At 46.1% G+C, this 22,081-nt stretch carries 20 protein-coding genes; 11 read left to right on the plus strand and 9 right to left on the minus strand.

Annotated elements, in window-relative coordinates; genetic code table 11:
- Positions 1–161: 161 nt before the first annotated feature.
- The 4 genes from QT987_RS03045 to QT987_RS03060 form a co-directional block, all read right to left on the minus strand.
- Positions 162–674: a hypothetical protein gene (locus QT987_RS03045; RefSeq protein ID WP_333237131.1), complete on the minus strand. Its 513-nt coding sequence runs from the start codon at positions 672–674 to the stop codon at positions 162–164.
- A 116-nt stretch (positions 675–790) separates the two neighbouring features.
- Positions 791–1,234, minus strand: coding sequence for a hypothetical protein (locus tag QT987_RS03050; protein ID WP_333237133.1), 444 nt, complete (start codon positions 1,232–1,234; stop codon positions 791–793).
- 77 nt (positions 1,235–1,311) lie between these two features.
- Positions 1,312–1,494, minus strand: coding sequence for a CsbD family protein (locus QT987_RS03055; RefSeq protein ID WP_333237135.1), 183 nt, complete (start codon positions 1,492–1,494; stop codon positions 1,312–1,314).
- Between the two features lie 386 nt (positions 1,495–1,880).
- A complete protein-coding gene (locus QT987_RS03060; protein ID WP_333237137.1) occupies positions 1,881–2,087 on the minus strand; it encodes a hypothetical protein in 207 nt (68 codons plus the stop codon).
- Between the two features lie 550 nt (positions 2,088–2,637).
- Between QT987_RS03060 and urtA the strand changes: the two genes are divergently transcribed.
- Complete coding sequence (gene urtA, locus QT987_RS03065) at positions 2,638–5,562, plus strand: urea ABC transporter substrate-binding protein (protein WP_333237140.1); 2,925 nt, start codon at positions 2,638–2,640, stop codon at positions 5,560–5,562.
- Positions 5,563–5,900: 338 nt separating this feature from the next.
- On the opposite strand, the gene QT987_RS03070 is transcribed toward urtA, so the two are convergent.
- A complete protein-coding gene (locus QT987_RS03070) occupies positions 5,901–6,383 on the minus strand; it encodes a hypothetical protein (RefSeq protein WP_333237142.1) in 483 nt (160 codons plus the stop codon).
- 184 nt (positions 6,384–6,567) lie between these two features.
- On the opposite strand from QT987_RS03070, the gene QT987_RS03075 reads away from it, so the two are divergent.
- From QT987_RS03075 to QT987_RS03095, 5 genes are all read left to right on the plus strand, one after another.
- Positions 6,568–7,749 carry an RNA-guided endonuclease InsQ/TnpB family protein gene (locus QT987_RS03075; protein WP_445299702.1) on the plus strand — a complete coding sequence of 394 codons (1,182 nt, stop codon included), beginning with the start codon at positions 6,568–6,570 and terminating at the stop codon, positions 7,747–7,749.
- 127 nt (positions 7,750–7,876) lie between these two features.
- Entirely contained in the window at positions 7,877–9,889 is a 2,013-nt protein-coding gene (gene uvrB, locus QT987_RS03080; protein WP_333237145.1) for an excinuclease ABC subunit UvrB, read from the plus strand.
- A 16-nt stretch (positions 9,890–9,905) separates the two neighbouring features.
- Positions 9,906–10,109 carry a DUF433 domain-containing protein gene (locus QT987_RS03085; RefSeq protein WP_333102431.1) on the plus strand — a complete coding sequence of 68 codons (204 nt, stop codon included), beginning with the start codon at positions 9,906–9,908 and terminating at the stop codon, positions 10,107–10,109.
- Entirely contained in the window at positions 10,106–10,450 is a 345-nt protein-coding gene (locus QT987_RS03090; protein WP_333237147.1) for a DUF6883 domain-containing protein, read from the plus strand. Before QT987_RS03085 ends, QT987_RS03090 begins: the two co-directional genes overlap by 4 nt.
- Positions 10,447–10,845 (plus strand): DUF2281 domain-containing protein, encoded by a 399-nt coding sequence (locus QT987_RS03095; RefSeq protein ID WP_333237149.1) that lies wholly within the window; start codon positions 10,447–10,449, stop codon positions 10,843–10,845. Before QT987_RS03090 ends, QT987_RS03095 begins: the two co-directional genes overlap by 4 nt.
- A gap of 73 nt (positions 10,846–10,918) precedes the next feature.
- Here QT987_RS03095 and QT987_RS03100 read toward each other — a convergent pair whose 3' ends face one another.
- The 3 genes from QT987_RS03100 to QT987_RS03110 form a co-directional block, all read right to left on the minus strand.
- On the minus strand, positions 10,919–11,227 hold the full coding sequence (locus tag QT987_RS03100) for a hypothetical protein (RefSeq protein ID WP_333237151.1): 309 nt from the start codon (positions 11,225–11,227) through the stop codon (positions 10,919–10,921).
- A gap of 585 nt (positions 11,228–11,812) precedes the next feature.
- Positions 11,813–12,337 carry a hypothetical protein gene (locus QT987_RS03105; RefSeq protein ID WP_333237153.1) on the minus strand — a complete coding sequence of 175 codons (525 nt, stop codon included), beginning with the start codon at positions 12,335–12,337 and terminating at the stop codon, positions 11,813–11,815.
- Between the two features lie 163 nt (positions 12,338–12,500).
- On the minus strand, positions 12,501–13,538 hold the full coding sequence (locus QT987_RS03110; RefSeq protein ID WP_333237156.1) for an NADP(H)-dependent aldo-keto reductase: 1,038 nt from the start codon (positions 13,536–13,538) through the stop codon (positions 12,501–12,503).
- A 189-nt stretch (positions 13,539–13,727) separates the two neighbouring features.
- Here QT987_RS03110 and QT987_RS03115 point away from each other — a divergent pair, with 189 nt between their 5' ends.
- The 5 genes from QT987_RS03115 (at position 13,728) to QT987_RS03135 (ending at position 20,934) form a co-directional block, all read left to right on the plus strand.
- Entirely contained in the window at positions 13,728–14,867 is a 1,140-nt protein-coding gene (locus QT987_RS03115; protein WP_333237158.1) for a DegT/DnrJ/EryC1/StrS family aminotransferase, read from the plus strand.
- A gap of 289 nt (positions 14,868–15,156) precedes the next feature.
- Positions 15,157–16,032, plus strand: coding sequence for a cyanoexosortase B (gene crtB / locus QT987_RS03120; RefSeq protein WP_333237161.1), 876 nt, complete (start codon positions 15,157–15,159; stop codon positions 16,030–16,032).
- Positions 16,032–16,751: a cyanoexosortase B system-associated protein gene (locus QT987_RS03125; protein WP_333237163.1), complete on the plus strand. Its 720-nt coding sequence runs from the start codon at positions 16,032–16,034 to the stop codon at positions 16,749–16,751. Before crtB ends, QT987_RS03125 begins: the two co-directional genes overlap by 1 nt.
- A gap of 132 nt (positions 16,752–16,883) precedes the next feature.
- The gene (locus QT987_RS03130) at positions 16,884–18,461 is read left to right on the plus strand and encodes a polysaccharide biosynthesis/export family protein (RefSeq protein WP_333237166.1); all 1,578 of its coding nucleotides are present in this window, start codon (positions 16,884–16,886) and stop codon (positions 18,459–18,461) included.
- Positions 18,462–18,648: 187 nt separating this feature from the next.
- Positions 18,649–20,934: a lipopolysaccharide biosynthesis gene (locus QT987_RS03135; RefSeq protein WP_333237168.1), complete on the plus strand. Its 2,286-nt coding sequence runs from the start codon at positions 18,649–18,651 to the stop codon at positions 20,932–20,934.
- A 605-nt stretch (positions 20,935–21,539) separates the two neighbouring features.
- Here the strand turns inward: QT987_RS03135 and QT987_RS03140 are convergent.
- On the minus strand, positions 21,540–21,830 hold the full coding sequence (locus tag QT987_RS03140; RefSeq protein ID WP_333237170.1) for a hypothetical protein: 291 nt from the start codon (positions 21,828–21,830) through the stop codon (positions 21,540–21,542).
- Positions 21,831–22,081 lie beyond the last annotated feature (251 nt).

Below are 22,081 nucleotides of genomic sequence, written 5' to 3' on the forward strand. Positions count from 1 at the left end.
ATTTTTGACCCCACCCCAACCCTCCCCTTATCAAGGGGAGGGAGTAAGAAATTCACAAATGATTTAGGATGGCTATATAAAATAAAAGGACGATCGCCCAGGCGATCGTCCTTTTATTGGCTGCACGTATTATCCGGTTTTAGGCTTGTCTGAATCCAAGATTATTTGCGGTTGTTGAGCCATTTAGCAGCAACTATTCCCAAAATACCTGCAACAACTGGATTTCCCAAAAACTTCATCAAACTTGGCTGTTCGGCCAGCACTTCTTGGAAAATATCCGGGTGATTGTGATAGGTGAACGAGGCCAACTTGGTAACATCGTCAGCATTCATGCGGCTGGCGTGGTGGGTAGAAAGTCCTAGCTGCTTTTCCAATTTGCGATCGTCCAATCCTCTCTTGCCCAAATGCTTGAAGAATTCCCGCGCTACATCGTCGCGTTCGTTTGGCTTAATTTGGGCGATCGCCTTTTGCAATTCCGGTTCCAACTGAGCCGGCGGGAGGGAGTCGTGATTCAGGGAACGCCCGAATAATTGTTTGCGCTGAGCAGGCGAAGTTCTCTGAGCAAAATCGTCAAAGTTTTCGTAATCTTCACCAGTTGTCTCCGGCATCATTTCTCGATCGCCCTGGGCTAAATCGTTCATGATTTGACGCTTGTAATTATCGCTGCTACTCATGGTAACTCTCTTCCAATCTACACAACATTTCAGTCTTAAATTGAGATTGTTTCGCCTTCAAAAAACTGCGGAATATTAAACCGCTACGCGGCTATCATTTAAGCTTGCTAACTCGGTCAAGACTTGTATTCAATCTGATTTGATTGCTGGTCGTACTTAGCAGTCAAAATCAGTTTTTTGTCAGGAGCGTAAACCAAAACACTTACATCCTGATTTGGGAAATTGCGGTGAAAACCTTGTGCTAAAGATTTGGCCAAATCTTTCACTTCAGTCGGGCGAACTTGCGGGGTAATTACAACTCCCAATTTGTTATTGTCGCGCACGTAAGCATCCTGAACCAAGCCCTGAGCCGTCTTTGTTACCCATTGACCAAAATCTTGACCTGCGGCGGTATTGCCACGTTCTAGCTGCGCGTAATAACCCTGACTGCCACCAATTGCTACAGGTACATCCGTCGGTTTTTGGGCTGAAACGCTGGGCGCGCAGGCAGTCGTAATAGCCAGCATTAAAACCAAGAGTAAGCCCGCAATCATTTTGCGACTCTGCTGCAATAAACTCACCTTTTTTCCTCCCTTCTGAAAACAACTTGAAGACTTGAAAGGGTGAGGTTGCTCGACCCTCTCAATTAGTATTAGGCTTAGTCTAGTTTCTTTTTGAGCTCATCTTTTACATCTTCGATGGCGTGACCAGCTTCAGCTTTTGCCTGCTTGGCTTTGCCTTCTGCTTTATCCTTCGGGTCGCCAGTAACATTACCTAGGGCTTCTTGAGCTTTGCCTGCGATGTTGTCGCCAGTTGCATTTGCTCTATCTTTAGTGGTCATGGGTTTCTCCCTATCTGTATCTAATTTGACGTTTTTTACTTAATGAACTCATCATAGGTAACTAGGAGCTGCGTTGCACTCTACCTCTAGGAAGAAAGAATAAATAACAAATGGAATAGGGAATATGGAATATGGCATAGGGAACAGTTATTTGCAGTCTTGAACTAACTGCGACTTTCATACTTAATTATTGTTTTTCTACCGTTTCTGCTGGCTGCAATCAAGTATTTTTGTAAAAAACTGCTGGAGGGTCGCCCGTGCGTCCAAGACTATTTTTTTAAACCCAAAAGAATTTATGCTTTTAAAATTTTATTTAATTCGCCTTAAAAAGGCGGGTGTGGGCAAGACCGCATCTTACCCACACCCGAACAAATGTCGTATTAGTTTTAATTTACCTTGTGATGACATTCTTCATCTATTCTGTCCTGAAGTTCTTCTTTCAACTGTTCGACAGCGCGCATAGTTTGAGCATTTTCTTGTTTTTGCTGACCGAGGGCTTTTTCTGTTTCCTCGCCGAGCAAGGTTTCCTTTGATTTTGGTAGCGTTACTTGATTTTCGCTGCCAGTGTGGGTCGCCTTTTCTTCAATATTCATTAGTTTTTCCCCTATTGTTTGCAAAATTTATTTTTAACAAGGGTACTTAGAAGTTAACCTTATATTTATCATAAGGGAAATCACGACGGCTTCCCTCTGTCTGAAGGGAGATAGGGGCTGGTGAAGAGTTTTGAGTTTTATAGTTAAGATAAATTACGGAAAATTGCATTAGCCCGAAAGGAGATAGGGGAAGGGGAATAGTGCGTGAGATTGCTTGGTGAGTAGCAAGGCGCGGGCAGTGAATGAGTTGGGGAACGGCGAGGAGGGGGGAGAATTGTTCTGCAGCGCGCGCGATGGCATTAAGTGTCGAATGTTGTTGTATGAGGCTCTTTGGACATCGGTAAAAGATGAAGAGAGAAATGGGAGGCTGTTTAGTCCAGACTTAAGTCTATGCTGAGAGTTTGACCGTTAAAATCAACAGGGTGCAGCAATTTCCAAGTTTGGTGGCGATCGGGTTAAATAATCTGCTAAACAAGATTTAGCCTCAAGGCTAACTTCGTGCAGGATCGAACTAAAATTTCTGTTATTAGTAAAAATTATCTAAAACCCTATGGGAGCAAGGAGCAGTAACCCCCTCGCAGCAGCAGGCTCGACTCGTGAGCCGATCAAAATAGGCGTTTTGCATTCGCTGACGGGCACGATGTCCATCAGCGAAATTTCTGTTAAAGATGCGACGCTGTTGGCTGTTGAGGAAATTAATGCGGCGGGAGGGGTGCTCGGACGCCCCTTGGAAGCGGTTATAGAGGATGGAGCCAGCGATTTGCAAACTTTTGCTCAAAAAGCTAAGCAATTGCTCCTAGAAGCGCAGGTGGCGGTGGTATTTGGCTGTTGGACTTCGGCGAGCCGCAAAGCTGTACAGCCGGTTTTTGAACACGGCAGCGGTTTGCTGTTCTATCCGGTGCAGTATGAAGGGCTAGAAAAGTGTCCGAATATTTTCTACACTGGTGCTGCCCCAAACCAACAGATTGTGCCTGGGGTGAATTACTTGCTGGCACAGGGGAAGCGGAAAATTTTCCTGTTGGGTTCGGATTATATCTTTCCCCGCACGGCAAATCGGATTGTGAAAGTTCAACTGGCGGCACTGGGGGGAGAGTTGGCGGGGGAAGTGTATCTGCCGCTGGGTTCGAGGGAAGTGGGCGAGGCGATCGCACATATCTTAGCAGTGAAACCGGATGCGATTCTCAACACTCTCAACGGGGACAGCAATGTGGCTTTTTTCCAAAAGTTGCGGGAAGCTGGCGTGAAACCCGATGATTTGCCGGTGATGTCGGTCAGCGTAGCAGAAGAGGAAGTGCGGGCGATCGGGCCGTCCAATATTGCTGGACATTTTGTGGTTTGGAACTATTTTCAAACGGTGGATACACCGGAAAATCGGAAATTTGTCAAGGCTTATAAAGCCCGATACGGGGAAAATCGAGTCACGGATGACCCGATCGAAGCGGCTTATTTGGGCGTTTACCTGTGGAAGCAAGCAGTAGAAAAAGCTGGTTCGACAAATGTGGTTAAAGTCAGGGCGGCTGCTAAAAATATTGAGTTTGCAGCGCCTTCGGGGAAGGTAAAAATAGATGCCCAAACTCAGCATATTTGGAAAACAGTGCGGATTGGCAAGGTGAGGCTGGACGGTCAAATTGAGGAGATTTGGAATTCCGGCGCACCGGTTCGGCCTGATCCTTTTCTCAAGGGCTATCCTTGGGCGGCGGCACTTGCTACGAGGGGTATTTCTCTGGGAACTCGGGCGTCTTTGAGCGGGCTGTTTGTCATCTTGGTACTGATAACTTGGATGGCGGTGGGAGTCGGGTGGATGGGTTCTGTGGAGATGAAGAACTATTTGCTGGCAATAGAGGCTGCCTCAGCTCCTGCGGGGGTTTCTGAGGCAGCAATGGCGGTGCTGGTGCAGCAAACTCTGTTTGTGGCGAGCCGCACTCAGCACTGGCTGATGGGGGCTTTGGCTTTGAGTTTGATCGCGGGAATAGGGGGTTTTGTGTCGGTGTCAGCAATTATTCGGAATCTCGGCTTGCTGCGGGAAACTGCCGAACAGATGGCTAGCGGTGATTTGACGGCTCGATCGCCTGTGGTTTCTAATGACGCGATCGGGGTGCTATCTTCTACTCTCAATACAATGGCTCAGCAAATTAGCAGTTTGCTCAACGGTTTGGAGGTGCGGCAGCAGCAGCTAGAGGAACGATCGGAGGAATTGGAAGTCGCTAAGAATGCTGCGGAAGCTGCCAACCGGGCGAAAAGCACTTTTTTGGCAAATATGACTCACGAGTTGCGGACGCCTTTGAATGCGATTATCGGCTACAGCGAGCTGCTGCAAGAAGAGGCTCTGGAACTCGGCGAAGAAGAGTTTGTGATGGATTTGGCAAGCATTAATATGGCAGGCAAGCAGTTGCTCAACATTATTAGTGACATCCTGGATATTTCTAAAATTGAAGCAGGAAAGATGACTCTTTTCTTGGAGACTTTTGAGGTGTGGGATTTGATCGAGCAGGTTGTCACTACTGTTCAACCGACGCTAGGGAAAAATGGCAATACTTTGATCGTCAATTGCGATCGCAATATTGGCACGATCTACTCGGATTCGTCGAAGCTGCGACAAGCGCTGTTGAATTTGGTGAGCAATGCTGCTAAGTTTACCGATCGAGGCAAAATTACGATTAATGTTTGGAAGGAAGAAGGGGAGGTTTTGCCGATCGGCAATTCCGAAGAACTCTCGGCAGATCCTTCTCGGTGTCAAAAGTCTTCGATCGTGTTTCAAGTCACCGATAGTGGCATCGGCATGACTGAGGATCAGGTGTCGAGGCTGTTCGGAGCTTTCGCTCAAGCGGACGATTCTACTACCCGCAAATACGGCGGCACCGGTTTGGGGCTGACAATTAGCCGGAAGTTTTGCCAGATGATGGGCGGAGACATTACCGTTGAGAGCGAGTTTGGCTGCGGTTCTAGTTTTACGATCCAGTTGCCGATTGCGGTTAAAAACCCAAAAGAAGCGCAGGACGATCGAGAAATTGAAGAAATGCAGCCGAAGTCTTGCGAGGAGTTAGAAACGAGTGTAGCGACGACTGAAGCGAAGCAAAAAGCAGTGCGATCGCAGCCGCTGGATTTGCCCGATGCTGCTACTGTGCTGGTGATTGACGACGATCCAGATGCGCGGGATTTGATGACTCGCTGCTTGTCGAAACAGGGATTTCGGGTGCGATCGTCGGCTAGCGGTCAAGGGGGGCTTCTGTTGGCTAAGGAGTTGCTGCCCGACGCGATTATTCTGGACGTGATGATGCCAAGTATGGACGGCTGGGCGGTGCTGTCGGCGTTGAAAGCCGATCAAGATTTGGTTGATATTCCAGTGATTATGATAACTTTTTTGGACGACCAAAATCAGGGTTTGGAATTGGGAGCGGCGGAGTATGTGAGGAAGCCTGTGGATTACAAGCGCTTTGCTGCTTTATTGAGCAAATATCAGGGTATCGAGAAGTAATTAGTTGGCTGTTGACTGTTGACTGTTGACTGTTGACTTTTGTCAGTGGTTATTACAGTCTTGGACGCAACAAATTGTTAGATCCGCTATTGATAAGGGTAAGGTGCATCGCCCGGAAAAATCTGCAAGTTTCATTTCTCATCTGAGGGCGACGCACCCTACAGATTAGCATTTCACTTCAAGAGAAAACCGCTATACATCCCTATCAATTACCAATTACCAGACGTACCTCATTCAACCCAGAAGTGCTATGGTTATTGCTTATTAGTAGCAGGTAACAAATAAGAAATAACCACAGTCAACTGACAACAGTCAACTGTCAACTGTCAACTGACTAATTAATCTAAAAAGCCCATTAATGTTGAGCTATCGTCAATTTCGTTTGAAGCAATTGGCCGATTACCTCCCATTGTCGAGTAAACTTCATCAATATGAAGAGTGCTGATTGCTATAGGGCGGGCACCGGACATACTGAACATTTCGCTGACTTGCATGGCGCTGGAGCCGATCGGGCGATTGCCGATTGTAGCAACCACTTCAAAGTCGCTGGATTCGACCGGGCGATTGCCTACAATGCCGTAGGTTTCGCTGAGGTGCAGGGTGCTAATGCCGATCGGACGGTTCCCCGAAATCGAGACGGTCTCACTGATGGTAAAATCGTCTGGGCCGACGGGGCGATTGTCATGCATGAGTTGCGGCCGATAAAGTTGAATTCCTGTTGCTTTGGCATCCGTGGGTTCTGTCGGTTGGCTTTTGGAACCTCCTTTGCCACGGCGGGCGAGTGCTTTGCCTTTGCCTGTACCTGTGCTCCTCGTATCCATAATTCTTTTCCTCGCTTATTACTGTTGATTGCTGGGTTCGGACAACTGCTACTGCTTTTGTGGGCTTTCTGCTTTCTATTTGGGCCGATGATTAAAATAATATTACCAAAAACTTGGGTTTAAAGCCCCGTCCTTATAGGACGGCTTTGTGTTAGACTTTTAACGTAGCGAGTTCTCACGTAAGATGTTCGTTTTAGAATTCAAGGCTAAAGGCAAACCAAATCAGTACGCAGCAATAGACGAGGCAATCAGAACTGCTCAATTCGTTCGGAACAAGTGCATCCGATTTTGGATCGACAACCGAGGAGTAGGGCAAAAAGACTTGTATCGGCACAGCACTGCGCTCAGAGAAGAGTTTGCCTTTGTCAAAGATTTGAATTCTAGTGCTTGCCAAGCTTCTGTGGAAAGAGCTTATTCTGCGATTGCTCGGTTCTACGACAACTGCAAGAAAGCCGTTCCCGGAAAGAAATGCTATCCGACTTTCAAGAAAAACAGTCGGTCTGTTGAGTACAAAGTCAGTGGCTGGAAACTTTCAGAAACTCGGAAGCAAATAACATTCACTGACAAAAAGGGAATTGGCAAGCTCAAACTAAAAGGGACGTGGGATCTTAACTTCTACCAAATCGATCAGATCAAGCGACTTCGCTTAATATGTCGCGCTGACGGCTACTACGTTCAGTTTGCAATCAGTGCTGATCACAATGTAGATACAACGCCAGCAGGTAAAACAGTTGGATTGGACGTGGGCTTGAAAGAGTTTTATACAGACTCCGACGGTCATACTGAACCAAATCCCAAGTTTTACCGAACAAGCGAGAAACGGTTGAAGTTTCGACAGCGACGTGTCTCTCGCACAAAGAAAGGCTCTGCCAACCGAAAGAAAGCAATTAATCGATTAGGGCGAGCACACCTCAAAATAAGTAGGCAACGTGAAGAACACGCTAAGAGACTGGCGCGTTACGTAATCCAATCTAACGATTTGGTCGCCTACGAAGATTTGAGGATTAAGAATCTTGCAAAGAATCACTGTCTGGCTAAATCGATTAACGATGCTGGTTGGTATCAATTCAGGAAGTGGTTGGAATATTTTGGCGTAAAGTTTGGCAGGGTAACGGTTGCTGTCAATCCTGCTTATACTTCGCAAAAATGTTCTAACTGCGGTGCAATAGTCAAAAAATCCCTATCAGTAAGAACCCACGTTTGTGAATGTGGATTTGTTATGGATAGGGATTGGAACGCCGCGATTAGCATTCTGAAATTAGCCTTGAGTACGGTAGGGCATACCGGAACTTGGGTCAAAGACCCGAACGCTTTGGGAGATTCAACCTCTACTTTGGCTGGAGAAATCCAGTCGCAAGCAAGTTGAGTCTGTGAACAAAGAATCCCCTCGCCTTAATAGCTGGGGAGTGTCAAAAAGTCTAACTATTTTCTTAGAGAAATTGCAGAATATCTGCATTTTTGTTAAGATTTATGGGTAATAGCTACATTTTCCTATGGTAACTGCGGCAGCATCTTTTCAATTGCAAGCGCCCTTCCAGCCCACAGGCGACCAACCGCTAGCGATCGAGCAACTTGTCAAAGGCATCGAAGCGGGCGATCGATTTCAAACCTTACTCGGTGCCACAGGTACGGGTAAAACCTTCTCCATTGCCTCGGTGATTGAAAAAGTCGGCAGACCCACCTTAGTCCTAGCACACAACAAAACCCTAGCAGCTCAACTGTGCAACGAACTGCGAAATTTTTTCCCGAACAATGCAGTCGAATACTTTGTCAGTTATTACGACTACTACCAACCTGAAGCATACATCGCCGTCACCGATACTTTCATTGAGAAAACGGCAGCAATTAACGACGAGATAGATATGCTGCGGCACTCCGCCACGCGATCGCTCTTTGAACGCCGCGACGTAATTGTAGTTGCTTCAATTAGCTGCATCTACGGTTTGGGAATGCCCGCCGAATATCTGAAAGCTGCTATTCCTTTGCGAGTAGGAATGGAAGTCAACCAGCGGCAAGTTTTGCGAGATTTAGTGAACGTTCAATACAGCCGCAACGATATAGATTTAGGCAGAGGCAAATTTCGCGTCAAAGGCGATGTTTTGGAAATTGGCCCCGCTTACGAAGATAGAATTATTCGCGTTGAATTCTTCGGGGATGAAATCGATGCCATTCGCTACGTTGACCCTGTAACAGGTAAAATCCTGCAAAGTTCAACGGCTTTAAATATCTATCCAGCCCGCCACTTTGTCACGGCAGAAGATAAATTAGAGGCAGCTTGTCAAGGAATAGAACTAGAATTAGAAGACCGATTGGCAGAATTTGAAAAACAGGGGAAACTATTAGAAGCTCAGCGGTTGGAACAGCGCACGCGCTACGATTTGGAAATGCTGCGCGAGGTAGGTTACTGCAACGGAGTCGAGAATTATTCGCGGCATTTAGCAGGGAGAAATGCGGGGGAACCGCCAGAATGTTTAATTGATTATTTTCCGAAAGATTGGATGTTGGTGATAGATGAATCTCACGTCACAGTGCCGCAAATTCGGGGGATGTACAACGGCGACCAAGCGCGGAAAAAAGTATTAATTGAACACGGTTTCCGCTTGCCCAGCGCGGCAGATAACCGCCCTTTAAAAGCAGAGGAATTCTGGGCAAAAGAGAATCAGTGCATCTTTGTTTCTGCTACGCCTGGGGATTGGGAAATGGAAATATCTGAAGGCAGAGTTGCAGAGCAAGTAATTCGCCCTACCGGAGTAATAGATCCGACTATTTTTGTGCGCCCGACGGAAGGACAAATTGATGATTTGTTGGGGGAAATCAAGGAGAGAGTAAGTCGAGACGAGCGAGTTTTGGTGACGACTTTAACCAAGCGGATGGCGGAGGATTTAACTGAATATTTGCAGGAAAGGGGAATTAGAGTGCGGTATTTGCACTCGGAAATCCAGTCAATTCAACGCATCGAAATTATCCAAGATTTGCAGGATGGTAAGTTTGATGTATTGATTGGCGTTAACTTGCTGCGAGAAGGTTTGGATTTGCCGGAAGTGTCGCTGGTGGTAATTTTGGATGCGGATAAAGAGGGGTTTTTGCGATCGGGACGTTCGTTGATTCAAACGATTGGAAGGGCGGCGCGGCACATTCAGGGACAGGCGATTTTGTACGCGGATAATTTGACGGATAGTATGGTTAAGGCGATCGACGAAACGGATCGACGCCGGGGGATTCAGCTAGCGTACAATAAGATGCACGGGATTACGCCGCAGCCGATCGCGAAAAAGCGATCGAGTAATGCGATTTTGGCATTTTTGGATGTGTCGCGCAAGCTGAATTCTCAGCAGTTGGAGGAGGTTTACGAACAGGTAAACGAGTTATCTTTGGATGAGATTCCTCAGTTAATCGGGCGGTTGGAAGCGCAGATGAAGGCGGCGGCTAAGAAGTTGGAGTTTGAGGAGGCGGGTAAATTGCGCGATCGAATTAAGCATTTGCGGGATAAGCTATTGGGACATTAAGGAAGAGTGGGAGGATATGATGTTCGATCGCATTACCTTCGATCCAAAAATTATGGGAGGAAGAGCTTGCATTCGAGGAATGCGAATTACTGTTTCTTTGGTAGTGAGTTTAGTAGCAAATGGGATGAGTGTAGAGGAAATTTTGGCAGCTTATCCCTATTTGGAAGCAGAGGATATTAAAGCTAGTCTCCAGTATCAACTCTCAACGTCAATGCTATGAATGCACCCACTCGTTTAGAGTTTCCCATTGCTAAGGCGCAATATCTCTTCAGCAGTGCCACGGAAGCAGGAGTAGGCGGAGATAAGCAGAAATTCTGGGGGGAGGTGATGGGGTTTGAGTCACCGGAGGCGATTCGAGACGCAATTATAGCCCAAATCTCGCTAGAATTGTTACAGCCAGTCGGACAGAATGACTATGGAGAACGCTACCAAGCTATTATTTTAGTTACAGGGCGATCGGAAGTATCTTGGCAAATCCGTACAGGTTGGATTGTTTTATTTGGTGAAGATATTGCTAGATTTGTTACCGCATTTCCTCAACGCTTTGGGAGACAGCAATGAGCAAATTTCAGTTATTGGATGCAGTGACTTTAACCGAAGCAGTCGCCCTCGCTGATGGCGAGATTGCACTGCCACAAACAGCCGGGACAATTGTTGAGGTTTTCAAGAACGGTGAAGCTTATTTAGTAGAATTATTTGGGGGATGGGTGAAAGCAGAAGTTGGCGGGGATTTTGTGCCTGCAACTCAGGATGAACCGGGCGCATTTATGGAAACGATTGGTGTTGAAACAGTTTATCCGCATCAGTTGCAATTAGTAAAATCTGGCGACGAAATGATGGGGATTCGAGAGCATTTACTGTCGGTTTTAAATAATTTACCTGACGAGTTAGTGGCTGAAGTCTGCGACTTTGCGGAGTTTTTGCAGGAAAAACAGCAAAAAGTGCGATCGTATTAAGCATTTAGGTGAAGTGCGATCGCCCTTTACCATTGTCCTATTTTTTGGATGGGAAGGGCGATCGCAGTTTCTATCAGATTCCTAGTCTTTCGGGTGAATATTCGCGTTCCAAGGAGTCGGCTTTTGATAAACCATTGTTATCCCAGGAATCTGACTCATACTCCCATCCACGGTTTTTATCTTTCCGATCCTCATCCTCAGAGTGTAAGCGTTCTAAGGTAGTCACTCTGTCTTTGAGTTTTTGCAGATCGCGCTGAATGTCCGATGCTGTAAGCTCTTGACTGTTTGGGTGCGACCCATAAACCATACGGGCTATCTCCAAACCATTAGGATGATCGAGCAGCTTTTCGAGTAGCGATCGCGGGTGATTTTGTGGTATCATTGTTTTGCATAAATTAAATAACATCCAGAATCCTGAGAACGGCTTAATGCAGTTCAATGCTACCGTTCTAGAATTTGTGGTTTGAATAGAGCGTCCCTAACACCTCCAAGTAGTAAGGACGTTCTTTATTTATTATTAGCACATTAGTTGGCTAGTAGTCAATCAAAAGTTTAGGATAAATTACTGTTTTTTTTCTCCATGCTGTGTTACCAAGAAAGCAGAACGGGAGAGATAAAAATGAAATCGGATAGGAAATGAGATACTAATTGAATGGGAGGTATTAATTAACTTAATTAAGGATTGACACCGCCAAGCGGGTATTTAGCGTTAAATCCTGCATGGTCGCAATTAACCTCAATCCCTATTAGGGATTTAAACAGTTTTATTCTCTGTTAAAAGCGCAACTGGTTGCGTTTTTAAGTGGCAATTAACCTAAATCTCTATTAGGGATTGAAACCGATACATTTAGCAAGATGTGGGACGGAAATTTTAAAAATGCAATTAACCTCAATATTTATTACGGATTGAAACTTGTCCGTCATTATTTTAAAAAAGGTCGATCGCCCAAAACACCACCAAAACCAACTACTTGCTCAACACCGCAGCATCGGTACTGCTAGCCAAAGCCGGACTAATAAACTCATCCTTCTCTTCCAGCGTGATGTAACCTTTATCTACAGCTAGCTGCATCACTTCCTGAAGAAAACCTCTGAGCACATCTAATACGTGAGTGCGATCGAACTCAAACTGCTTTTCCCAGCACGAAGTCCCAAACTTGATCCAAGTGCAGTTAATCTTATTGTCGATCGGTACCAACATAATAGTGAACCAACTCTCACCAAAGTCTATTTCTATTGGTTTACCTTGCGATAGCTTCGCAATTTCCTTGGGAAAGTAATTGTCAATCATCATACAGATATCTGGATCTAAAAATACCTCTTTTTGAGCCTCACCTATTTCTATGAAAACTTTATGGTTGTATTCAAAACAGAAACATCGCCATCCCATTTCAAAATGAGAAAGCTCTCCCAATGGATCTTCAGGAGGATCTGCGTAGTTTTCTAAGAAACGCTCGGATAATTTAAAATTAAATTTTTGACTGCTATTCATCGCTGTTCATCCTAAACAATATAAAAGCTTAATAAGTTGGGTTTCGTTTCGTGAAATCAACCCAACCTACTAATACCAAATTTGCGGTAAATTTCCCCTCTATCTCTTAGTCCGCGCAGGCGGACTTTGTGTGACAAGAAGCGGTTTAAACCGCCGAGATATCTTACGGTGTCGGATTCGGATACTTAGCGTGCACCGCATCGATTTCCGCTATAATCTCCCGATCCAAATTCACCTCCAAACTACCGATATTTTCCTCCAACTGTTCGAGGCTGGTTGCACCGATAATTGTGCTAGTTACAAACCAGCGCGATCGCACATACGCCAAAGCCATCTGCGCCGGACTTATCCCATGTTTTCCCGCAATCTCAACATACGCTTTCACCGCATCGTTCAGATTAGTTTTATCGTAACGCTGGCCGAATCCCGCGAATAAAGCCAACCTAGAATTTTCGGGAATTCCATTCAAGTATTTACCCGTTAACAGCCCAAATCCCAAAGGACTATAAGCCATCAATCCCACATTCTTAAAGCGGCAAGTTTCTGCTAAATTTAGGTGAAATGTCCGATTGCTCAAACTGAAAGCATTCTGAATCGAAACAACTTTCGGCAAGCCATGTTTTTCAGCCAAAGTGCAAAACTCGCAAACTCCCCAAGGCGTCTCGTTACTCAAACCCAAATAGCGGATTTTCCCAGCTTTAATTAAGTCAGCAAACACCTCTAACTGTTCCAAAATCGGTACAGTTTCGTGTTCTTGGGCGATGTCGTAATCGGGCGCGCCAAATAAGGGCACGTAGCGATCGGGCCAGTGGATCTGATACAGGTCGATGTAGTCAGTTTGCAAGCGCTTCAGGCTGTCATTCACCGCTTTTTCGACATTTGGGCGATCGATCTGATTTTTCCCTTCCCGAATCCACTTTAATCGAGTGCTTCTGCCGGCTACTTTAGTCGCTATAATGACTTTATCCCGCTGCTGTTTCGCCAACCATTCCCCGATATATTCCTCTGTTTTTCCCTGAGTTTCCGCCTTTCCAGGAACGGGATACATTTCTGCCGTATCGATAAAGTTGATGCCTCTATCGATCGCAAAATCGAGCTGTTGGGCCGCTTCCTCAACGGTATTCTGCTGGCCGTAAGTCATCGTACCCAAACAGATTTCAGATACTGATAAATCGCTGTCGCCCAGTTTTTTGTATTCCATGAGTTTGATTACGGGAAAAATATCTGATTCTATATTACAGAAAAACCTTGATTTAATTTACAACTCAAGAAAAGTGCGCGAGGCTTTCTCCTCTCTTCATCTGCGCTCTCTGCGACCTCTGCGGTTAAAAACTTTTAAAAGATATCCGCACTTAAATGTTAATATAAATAATTCGTATTCCTCTGATGTATGAGTAGTCGCCAGCCAAAAGTTCCGTTTGTCAACCTCTCCCTGCAACACCAACCAATCCAATACCAAATAACAGAAGCAATTAGAAAAATTATCGAGCAAGGAGACTTTATTTTAGGTCAAGCACTCGCAGAATTTGAAACAGCATTTGCAGCAGCTTCTGGAGTAAAATACGGCGTAGGAGTGGCTTGCGGAACAGATGCGATCGCTCTGGGACTCCAAGCTTGCGGTATTAATCCAGGCGACGAAATTATCATACCCGCTAACACTTTTATCGCTACGATAATTGCCGTCCTAAAAGCCAAAGCTATACCTATTCTTGTAGATTGCGATCCGGAAACCGCCCTGATTGACCTCACAGCAGCCGCAACAGCAGTTACCTCGAAAACTAAAGCAATTATCCCCGTACACCTCTACGGTCAAATGGTATCGCCTCGGCAGCTTTTAGATTTTGCGAAGCGCCACGATTTAATCATATTTGAAGATGCCGCCCAAGCGCACTTAGCCGAAAGAGAAGGATACCGCGCGGGTTCCATTGGAAAAGCAGCAGCATTCAGCTTTTATCCCAGCAAAAACCTTGGTTCTTTTGGCGACGGCGGGATGTTAATTACTAACGATGCACAACTCGCAGAAAAAATGCGAACTCTCCGCAATTACGGAGCACCCAGCAAATATTTGCACACAGAAATTGGTAGCAACAGCCGCCTCGACAATTTGCAAGCCGCCGTGCTCAACGTTAAATTGCCTTACTTAGAAAAATGGAATCGCGATCGCACCGCCGCCGCCCAATACTACAATAGTCTATTAGAACCCCTGAAACGCAAAGGCATTGTACCCATCGCCAACCACAGCAGCAGCGGTCACATTTATCACCTATATGTTATCAAAATTACTGAGGAAAGCTCGATCGACCGCAACACCCTTCAGGAAAAACTCGCCCAACACGGCATTCAAACAGGCATACACTATCCCGTACCTTGCCACCTGCAACCCGCCTACCAAAACTTAGGTAATCGGGGCGACTTCCCCCACGCAGAAACCCTGTGCCAACAAATTTTATCATTGCCAATGTATCCCGGATTGAGCAATACTCAGATCGAGCAAGTTGTTCGGGCGATCGTACTATCATTGAATTGCTAATTGTTCATAAAAGTTATGCGGAACCTGTTTCCAGCAGTAGAGTGCAGTTATAAAAGCATTTAAGTTCCGAATTAACTCACATCAGGCACCCATATCAAAAACCCGTAGGGGCGGGTTCACCAATAGCTTTAAAGGGTGCAGACAGGTTAAATAAACCCGCCCCCACCCTGCGCGAGAGTCCTTTATTGATATTGATGCCTGATGTCGGGAATTAACAAATCTTTAACTCACACTTTAAAACCCCAAAGCGTTGCGAATCCAGCGCGGCAATCTTAAAACTTCTCAAACCATGCAAATCCAGCGCAAAATTCGCATTGTTTTCAAGCGATACCTCCTGGGGGAAGGTATCACGGCGCTCCTAGTGCTGCTGTACGCCCCCTTGCTAGTACACTGGTACGACGGCTGGTTCAACAAAAGCATCAGCCTCGAACACGAATATTTCAGCCACGGACTAATTGGTTTGCCCTACGCAGCTTATATTGCTTGGATGAACCGAAAGTGCTGGCGCAACTTGCCCAATTCACCTCATCCTTTGGGAGGCTTTTTGCTGGTACTAGCCACGCTTTTTTATCTGAGTCGCTTGAGCGATTTAGTAAATTTATCCCTCCCCATAATGCTGGCCAGCATTTGCTTATCTTTAAAAGGAATTCCCGGCTTACAATTGCAGGCGATGCCACTTTTATTCGTATTTCTGGCCTCGCCAAACCACATTCCTTACCTCATAGAACCCTACGCCTTGCCCTTACAGCAATTCATTGCTGAAACATCAGGCTGGATATTAATTAAGGTTGGTATCAACGTGAGAGTGGAAGAAATTTATCTGTACGTAAACGATCGCATTGTAGAAGTTGCTCCACACTGTGCAGGCTTAAAAATGCTGTTTACCAGTCTTTACGTTAGCTTAATTCTGCTGGATTGGACGGGAGTTTGGAACTCGGGCAAAAAAAGTCTTTTGTTTTTAGTGATTACATCCATTATTAGCATCACTTCCAACATTTTTCGCAATACTTTGCTAACTTACTTTCACGGAACCGACAGAGAGACGCTTTTTAATTGGCTACACGCCGGATGGGGCGGAGATTTGTATTCTGCTTGTATACTAGGGTTATTGGTACTTCTCCTCAACGGGATGGAAAAGTATTTCCCAAGTCAGTCTGGCAATTAATGAAACAGATGATTTCAGCACAGAAACTCCTGCGGCGGTATCAATTATCTAAAATTATGGTACTGGTGTTTTTGCTGGTATTAGTTGGAGCAGTAGCAATTCCAGGCTACGCGACGGGAAGGTGGCCTTGGACAAACCCGCCAACCCTTGCCAACCTCAAGCAATTAAGAAGTGTGCGCCAAAACGGGATAAAAATTCCTGGGTGGCAGGTTATAGCCGTTCAGAATAACGTTCAAATTGGCACTCACAGATGGTTAGTTCAAGAAATTAAAAAGGATAAAACAATTGCCATTTTATTGCTGTTGCCTCAAAATTACCCCAAAAACCAGCCCCAAGTAGAATGGCTAGATATCGATGGATTTCACCGATGGCAAACCGATTCTCATCGCACTTTGAGGTTTACAGTTAAATTAGCACCAATACCCGGCCAGCCACCGCCTACTGTCGAGGCGAGGTTTTTCCGAAGCTGGACTCCCCAACAAACTTTTGCTGTCGTGCAGTGGTACGCTTGGCCTAACGGGGGTTCTCCAGCAACCAGTCGCTGGTTTTGGGAAGACAGCATGGCTAGACTCTCGAACCGCCGCGCCTCTTGGGTTGCTGTCAGTATCATCCTTCCCATTCAACCGCAGGGCGAGATTAAGATAGCTCAACCATTGCTGGAATCTCTTGCCGAAAGTGTCCAGGCTAAATTAATTACAGAAACTTTTCGGTTTCAGTAAGCAGGTAGGTGCAAATAAATCAGTCTAGCGCGTGGGCGAGTTTTGCCAAACTCAACTGTTTTTTAGTAAATATCCGGGGGATTCAACTCGCCCCTAAAATATCTTATTGTTTTTTCTAGTCGCTATATTTAGATGAAACTTACAAATCAGGTCATTATTCAAAATATTACTTTTTTAAATCCTCTGAAAATGCGGCAAAAATCCACTATTAAAAATCGCCTCGCTTTTTACTTGGCAGGCCTGCATTCAACTGCTTGGACTCTATCTTTTGCTGCTGTATTCTGGGGTTTTAATAGCAAAAATTTTTCGCAAACGGCTTTAGCTCAATCTGTTGTTCCCAGAGACGAGCGACTCGTGGCGCCACCGCCACCGCCTGTACCGCCACCGCCGCCTGCCAATTTCAACCGGGATATTAACCCAGCTTTTCGGAATCGGCCCTACCGCCTGGGGCCGGGAGACCAGATTTCTGTTCAAGTTCAGCGCTTCCCAGAGCTAGGTTTTACGGGTGCAATCAGCCCTGAAGGGGTAATTGTACTGCCGCTAATCGGAACAGTAAATGTGCGCGGCCTTACTGTCGAAGAATCACAGCAGCGCCTCCGGGAGCGCTTTGGCCAATTTATCAAAAATCCTCAAGTCTCGGCTGCTTTGCTGGTTCAGCGCCCCGTAGTGGTGACGGTGACGGGGGAAGTGGCCAGACCGGGTTTTTATCCGCTGCAAACCCCCCAGCTTCCTGCGGCTTTGGCGGCTGCTGCTGGGACTAATCCTACGGCGGAACTGCGGGCGGTGCGGGTGCGGCGGACTCTGCCGTCCGGTGCTGTGGCGGAGCAAGTTGTTGATATTTTGACACCGTTGCAAACTGGTATTGCTCCACCGGATTTGCGTTTGGAAGATGGAGATGCGATCGTCGTACCGTATAAACAGGTTACGCCCGATCGCAAATCCGATCAAGATTTAGCATCCAGGTACAGCCTCGCTGCTGCTGCTGTCCCCGTCCAAATCACTGTCACCGGAGAAGTCAGCAAACCTGGTTTTTACACGCTTCCGGCGGGTTCTGGTCGAATTTCGGCTGCTTTGGTGACTGCGGGGGGAGTCACGGGAAAAGCCGATTTGCGGGAGGTGCGAGTGCGGCGGACGCTGATGGACGGCTCCTCGGTGGAGGAACCAATCGACCTCTACACTCCCCTAGCAAACGGTAACGATTTGTTCGATTTTCCTTTGGCATCGGGAGATGTGATTGTCATCCCGGAATTGGACGCTAGTACCAAAAACCTAGACTACGATAAAGCTCTGGTTTCGCGGTCTACTCTGATTAAGCCCAGGATCTACGTTCGAGTTTTGAGTTACGCTAGTGGTGGTTTGACCTCGTTCTATGTTGAAAATGGCAGTCGGTTTTTGGATGCTCTCAACAACTTGCCTGTTAATCTTGCTGACTTGCGAAAAATAGCCCTGATTCGGTTCGACGAAAAGCAAGGTAGAGCAATCAACCGTTCGATAGATGCTAAAGCTGCTTTGGAGGGCAATGTTTCTCAGAACCCGATGCTCGAAGATAATGATGTGATTGTGATTGGTAGGAATTTGGTAGAGCGCATTGGTTATGTAATCAATACTTTTACTCGACCATTCCGCGATACTTTGGGATTTATTCTGTTCTTTGAGCAGTTGAGAAATGGGGTAACAGATTTGTTCGGCCCGTCACGTAATGATAGGTAGTCATACCATTTTAGATTTTAGATTTTAGATTTTAGATTTAAGATGGAGAATGACTTAGGCGATATGGGTTTTAATCACCGACCGAAAGTTCTAAGGTTTTTGGGGGATTTGTAGAATTAGTCCGCAATCATTAGTTATCGTTAACACTTAGCAATCTAAAATCTAAAATCTAAAATCTAAAATCGTCATGACTTTATCAGTTGTTAAACGTTATTTAATTGCTTTCGACCAATACAAGTGGGTGGGACTGGCTACTCTCGCGGTGACTGTTGGCGTGTCGGGAGTAGTGGCCGTGCAGCCAAAGCCGGCGCCAGTTTACGTTGCAATAGGTACGCTGGCCTACGACAGGCCGAGCGTGATTTTTTCATCGACTACTACTAAAATTCAACAGGAAGGACAAGAAATAACTAAAGATATGCTACTGGATACAAGGGTGGTTGAACCAGCAGCCGAAAAACTCATCAAACCCGAAGAAAAATTAAACAAAGAAGAAGCGAAAGAAAAAATACAAGCTTTGGCTAAAAAGCTGGAAAAAGATGTGCAGATAAAGATGCCAAGTAAGAATAATGACCCCAGCGCTTTGATTCAAGTATTGTATAAAAATGCCGATCGCCAAAAAGCAGTAAAGGTAGTAGAGACCCTGATGCTCGAAATGGTGGCTCGCAGCGAAACTCTTAATACTTCTAGACTTCGTGAGACGATCAACCAAATTAACAAGCGTTTGCCGACAGTAACTCAGGAACTCAGAGAGACGGAAGCAAAACTTGAAGCCTACGAAAAACGAGAAGGAACTTCAATTTTAGCAGCTCAGAGCGGTGCACTGCCGCAAGCGATTACCAGCAGCCAACAGCAGCAGCGGCAACTTCGCGTGCAGTTGGGAGGAATTGAAGCTCAAATTAACAGTTTGCAGGATCGCTTGGGATTGAATGTGGAGCAAGCTTACGTCGCTCAAGCACTCTCTGCCGATCCAATTATTGCCCAACTGCGAGTGCAATTGTTTTCGATCGAATCTCAGCTCAAAATTCTCCGCAGCGACTTGCAGGAGGAACACCCGAAAATTGTGGAATTGCTTAAACAAAAACTTGCTTTTGAGCAGCAGTTGCAGCAGCGGCAGTCTGAGGTACTAGGCGGTAACGGGGTGGCGGCTCCGCTCAGAAGTGCCGATCGAATTCGGGTAGACTCTTCTTTAGATCCGGCCAGACAGCAGTTAGCTCAAACTTTGATTGCTTTGCAAACGCAGCGGGATACGGTGCAACAGCAACTCCAAGGAATCGAGAAAACTGAACAAGAATTGCGTCGGGAACACGCGACAATCCCCAACAAGCAGTTAGAACAAGCGCGGTTAGCCCAGCAAGTCGCGTTCAAAAAAGCTCTCTACGACAAGATGCAGTCGGCTTTGGTAGATGCTGAGGCGGCGGTAGCTGAGACAACGGGGAGTTTGAGAATCGCCCAATTGCCGCAAACTGATGACGTTGAGTCAAACAAGAGAGGTTTGCCCGTGATGCTGGCGGTGGGCGGCTTTGTGGGATTGCTGCTGGGCGGGGGATTGATATTTTTGTTGGGGATGCTCAACGGCAAGTTTTACAGTTGGGAAGAAGTGCGGGCGGCTTTGGTGGAAAAAGAGGTGCCAATACTGGGAGTTTTGCCTGAAGTGACGGTGTTTGATTCCTACGGCGATGAAATAATGCCGCTCGCCTTGGAGGCAAATTCTCCCTATTTGGAATTTTACGAGCGGTTGCGTACTAATTTGCGCCGGATCGGGAACAAACCGGTGAAGGTGGTGTTGCTGACTTCGGCGGCGCCTTTGGAGGGGAAAAGTTTTAGTGCTTACAATTTGGCAATTGCATCGGCTCGATCGGGTAAACGGACTTTGCTAATTGAAGCAGATTTGCGATCGCCTTCTAACGTTGAATCTTTGAAAATTGCTGCTGATCCTTTGGCGACGGTGGAACCTTTGCACTATTACGGCAATATTAGCGAGTGCGTCCTTTTGGTTCCAGAGGTAGAGAACCTATACGTCGTGCCGAGTCCCGGCTTTTTGCGACAGGCCTCGGCCGTACTCGAATCCAGCGAAATGCGGAGGTTGTTTGAGGATGTTCGCAACCGCTTTGATTTTGTGGTTGTGGATTCTCCGGCGTTGAGCGAGTGCAACGACGCGCTGACGCTGGAACCGTACACGGACGGTATGATTTTGGTGGCGCGGCCTGGTTACACTTTGTCTAGTATGTTGTCTGAGGCTGCAGATCAGTTGCTGGAATCTGAGGATGAGGAGTCGCATAAATCCGGGCCGCGGCTGTTGGGAGCGATTATTAACGGTGCTGATATTCCGGTGAAGTTCCGCAATGATCTTGATATTGATGAATGGGAGTTGCCTGTGAGTGCGATCGGCGATCGGGCGATCGAAGTGCGATCGAGGCAATTACCGCAGCACTCAAAGCCTAAAAATAAGGCTATTAATAGTAAATTTAGATAATTTATCAGGCTTGATTATTGTAAAGCCATCCTCAAGCAAATGTGAATGTTTTGTAGGTGGAACCTAAGCAGGTTAAGCCGAAAGCACCGTTAACAGCCAGTCGATTTTAGATTTGGAATTGATATCAATTCTGGTTGCTGTGGAATGATTAAACCGCAGAGGACACAGAGATCACAGAGTCAGAGAACAGAGAGAGGAATGATTCCTCTGCTATTAGATTTGAGATTTGAGATTTTAGATTGATATCAATTCTGGTTGCTTTGGAATGATTAAACCGCAGAGGACACAGAGAACACAGAGTCAGAGAGCAGAGAGATGAATTATTCCTATGCTGCCGAATTTGACATTAAAAATTGACTCCACAGATTCATCTGGGAGCGTGAACCTTAATCTAAAATTTTTCGCTTGTCAACAGTCAACAGTCAATCGATTTTAGATTTTAGATTTTAGATTTTAGATTGACTTGCGCGAGATAAATGCTCTTTCTTGAGGATTTTAGATTTTAGATTTTGGATTGATTCCACGGATCAATCACGTGGCGGGTACCACCTTTGAAATTCGCTTGTCAACAGTCAACAGTCATTACTTGAAAATGTGTCATCGCACTATTGATTGGATTCCGGGCGTTTGGAGTGTTTTTTCTGGATAAACTGTTCCAAATCGGCGATCGCATCTTCAAAATCCGACAAATTAATTTTCGCAGGTCTAGTCTTCTTCGGCAAACTCGAAGACTGACTCGAAGGTTTAGCCGGAGGCGGTGGAGATTTCGGTTGTGCAGCTTGCGTGCTGTTCGATTCTATAGAATCGAACAATTCATCCAGGGACTCAAAAAATGATTGAGCCGAGGCCCGGCGTAAATCTTTCTGGTCGTCGTCATCCGTCATAAGCCACTCCATAGGGTCTAAAATTTGCCAACAAAGTCTGTCTGCCCCGGCGCGTGCAGATATTAGACATGAAAACCGACTAAAACAAGCAGGAGGACAGAATTTAACCGGGCGATGGGAATGCCTGTGGCTGAACTTGCTGCCCCATATAAAACCCAGGGCTGTTTCATTCTCACCAAAAACGAGGTTTTTGTAGGGGTAGTGCTACCCCTACTCCCCGTGCCTACCCCTGCCACCAACCATCGAATGGGGGTTTCAGCCAA

It is taken from the genome of Microcoleus sp. SVA1B4, from assembly GCF_036700545.1.
GTDB lineage: Bacteria > Cyanobacteriota > Cyanobacteriia > Cyanobacteriales > Microcoleaceae > Microcoleus.

Bases quoted from the DNA above. Each gene is read 5' to 3' on its own strand.
- QT987_RS03055 (WP_333237135.1), bottom strand. From the start codon at position 1,494: ATGACCACTAAAGATAGAGCAAATGCAACTGGCGACAACATCGCAGGC.
- QT987_RS03095 (WP_333237149.1), top strand. From the start codon at position 10,447: ATGAGCAAATTTCAGTTATTGGATGCAGTGACTTTAACCGAAGCAGTC.
- QT987_RS03105 (WP_333237153.1), bottom strand. From the start codon at position 12,337: ATGAATAGCAGTCAAAAATTTAATTTTAAATTATCCGAGCGTTTCTTA.
- QT987_RS03100 (WP_333237151.1), bottom strand. From the start codon at position 11,227: ATGATACCACAAAATCACCCGCGATCGCTACTCGAAAAGCTGCTCGAT.
- urtA (WP_333237140.1), top strand. From the start codon at position 2,638: ATGGGAGCAAGGAGCAGTAACCCCCTCGCAGCAGCAGGCTCGACTCGT.
- crtB (WP_333237161.1), top strand. From the start codon at position 15,157: ATGCAAATCCAGCGCAAAATTCGCATTGTTTTCAAGCGATACCTCCTG.
- QT987_RS03090 (WP_333237147.1), top strand. From the start codon at position 10,106: ATGAATGCACCCACTCGTTTAGAGTTTCCCATTGCTAAGGCGCAATAT.
- QT987_RS03130 (WP_333237166.1), top strand. From the start codon at position 16,884: ATGAAACTTACAAATCAGGTCATTATTCAAAATATTACTTTTTTAAAT.
- QT987_RS03135 (WP_333237168.1), top strand. From the start codon at position 18,649: ATGACTTTATCAGTTGTTAAACGTTATTTAATTGCTTTCGACCAATAC.
- QT987_RS03070 (WP_333237142.1), bottom strand. From the start codon at position 6,383: ATGGATACGAGGAGCACAGGTACAGGCAAAGGCAAAGCACTCGCCCGC.
- QT987_RS03045 (WP_333237131.1), bottom strand. From the start codon at position 674: ATGAGTAGCAGCGATAATTACAAGCGTCAAATCATGAACGATTTAGCC.
- QT987_RS03060 (WP_333237137.1), bottom strand. From the start codon at position 2,087: ATGAATATTGAAGAAAAGGCGACCCACACTGGCAGCGAAAATCAAGTA.
- QT987_RS03085 (WP_333102431.1), top strand. From the start codon at position 9,906: ATGATGTTCGATCGCATTACCTTCGATCCAAAAATTATGGGAGGAAGA.
- QT987_RS03140 (WP_333237170.1), bottom strand. From the start codon at position 21,830: ATGGAGTGGCTTATGACGGATGACGACGACCAGAAAGATTTACGCCGG.
- QT987_RS03110 (WP_333237156.1), bottom strand. From the start codon at position 13,538: ATGGAATACAAAAAACTGGGCGACAGCGATTTATCAGTATCTGAAATC.
- uvrB (WP_333237145.1), top strand. From the start codon at position 7,877: ATGGTAACTGCGGCAGCATCTTTTCAATTGCAAGCGCCCTTCCAGCCC.
- QT987_RS03075 (WP_445299702.1), top strand. From the start codon at position 6,568: ATGTTCGTTTTAGAATTCAAGGCTAAAGGCAAACCAAATCAGTACGCA.
- QT987_RS03125 (WP_333237163.1), top strand. From the start codon at position 16,032: ATGAAACAGATGATTTCAGCACAGAAACTCCTGCGGCGGTATCAATTA.
- QT987_RS03115 (WP_333237158.1), top strand. From the start codon at position 13,728: ATGAGTAGTCGCCAGCCAAAAGTTCCGTTTGTCAACCTCTCCCTGCAA.